At 75.6% G+C, this 1,794-nt stretch carries 2 protein-coding genes; both read right to left on the bottom strand.

What is annotated here, in order from left to right; all coding sequences use genetic code 11:
* Nucleotides 1-175: 175 nt before the first annotated feature.
* Nucleotides 176-808 carry a response regulator transcription factor gene (locus tag B9S61_RS18125; protein ID WP_103543205.1) on the bottom strand — a complete coding sequence of 211 codons (633 nt, stop codon included), beginning with the start codon at nt 806-808 and terminating at the stop codon, nt 176-178.
* 23 nt (nt 809-831) lie between these two features.
* A partial coding sequence (locus B9S61_RS18120) for a histidine kinase (protein WP_103543204.1) occupies nt 832-1,794 on the bottom strand: 963 nt, incomplete at its 5' end.

Here is a 1,794-nt window from a genome sequence, read left to right as displayed (position 1 = left end):
CCCCGCCGCCGTGACCGCCGTGACCGCCGGCCTCCTGATCACCGGCGTGACGGGCTTCATCGGCAGCCGGCCCGCCGCGGCGGCCCGCGTGCGCGCGGATGTCCCTGTCCGGCCGGCCCGTCGGTGTCCCCGACGCCCCCGGCCCCGCCTGTCCGTCCGCGTGCGCCCGGCCGGATCAGGCCCGCAGATACGCCAGTACGGCCAGCACCCGACGGTGTGTCCCGTCCGTCGGCGGCAGGTCGAGCTTGGCGAAGATGCTGCCGATGTGCTTGCCGACGGCCGCCTCCGACACCACCAGCCCACGTGCGATCGCGCCGTTGGACCGGCCCTCCGCGATCAGCGCCAGCACCTCGCGCTCCCGGGGGGACAGCCTCTGCAGCGGGTCACGGCGGCGCCGCAGCAACTGCCGTACGACCTCGGGGTCCACCACCGTGCCACCGGCCGCGACGTCGTCCACCGCGGTCACGAACTCCTCGACCTGGCCGACCCGGTCCTTCAGCAGATAGCCGACGCCCGTGCCGTCGCCCGAGTCCAGCAGATCGGCCGCGTAACGCTGCTGGACGTACTGGCTGAGGACGAGGACGGGCAGCGTGGGCCGCTCGGCGCGCAGCCGCACGGCCGCGTGCAGGCCCTCGTCCTGGAAACCCGGCGGCATCCGGACGTCCGTCACCACGACGTCCGGGCCGTGCTCCCCGACGGCGGCGGCCAGCGCCTCGGCGTCTCCGACCGCCGCGACGACCTCGTGCCCGAACCGCTGGAGCAGACCGGTCAGGCCCTCCCGCAGCAGCACGCCGTCCTCGGCCAGCACGACCCGCAGCGCCCGGCCGTTCGTCAGGGGGAGCAGGGGGCGCAAGGGATCTCCACACGCAGCAGGGTCGGTCCGCCCACCGGACTGGACAGCGTGAGTCTGCCATCGAGCACCGACACCCGGTCGGCCAGTCCGGTGAGCCCGCTGCCCGCCCCGGCCCGTGCCCCGCCCCGTCCGTCGTCACCGATCTCCAGCAGCAGCCGCCCGTCGCGGTGCCCGCCCACCACCCGCGCGCAGCTCGCCCCACTGTGCCGGGCGACGTTGGCGAGCGCCTCGCACACCACGAAGTACGCGGCGGCCTCCACGGACGCGGGCAGCCGGCCGGTGAGGCTCAGCTCCACGTCCACGGGTACGGCGGACCGGTCGGCGGCGTCGGCGACCGCCGCCCCGAGCCCGTAGTCGGCGAGAACCCGGGGGTGGATGCCGCGGATCAGCTCCCGCAGTTCCCCAAGGGCCCGCCCCGACTCCTCGTGGGCCCCCGCGAGCCGGTCGGCGAGCGGGCCGGGCGGTGCGTCCAGGCGGGCCAGGCCGAGCATCATCGTCAGCGCGACCAGGCGCTGTTGGGCCCCGTCGTGAAGATCGCGTTCGATACGCCGTCGTTCCGCCTCGAAGGCGTCCACCATCCGGACCCGGGAACGGGTCAGCTCGCTCACCCGGGCGTCGAGGTGGGCCTCGTGCGGGCTGAGGAGCAGCCGCGTCAGTCCCGCGCGGGCGCCGGCCGCGACGCCCAGCAGGTAGGCGCCCAGGGCGAACAGGAGGACGCCGAGCAGGGCGACCCCGGCCGCCGCCGGCCAGCTGGTGACCGTCCACAGTTTGAGGATCTTCGCCTCCCGGCCGTCCCCGGTCGTGGCCATCAACAGCGGAGTGGCGGTCACGGCGGCCGGCAGGAGCAGGCCGGCCGTGAGGGCGAGGGCGTCGACGGGCCACAGCAGGACCGCGAACAGCAGGGTGTGACCGAGCTCCCGCCAGGTGGCCCGCTCCCGCAG

It is taken from the genome of Streptomyces sp. SM1 (assembly GCF_002910825.1).
GTDB classification, from domain to species: Bacteria; Actinomycetota; Actinomycetes; order Streptomycetales; family Streptomycetaceae; genus Streptomyces; species Streptomyces okerensis.
The sequence above is the reverse complement of the archived record's forward strand: the minus strand, read 5'-3'. Positions and strand labels throughout refer to the sequence as shown.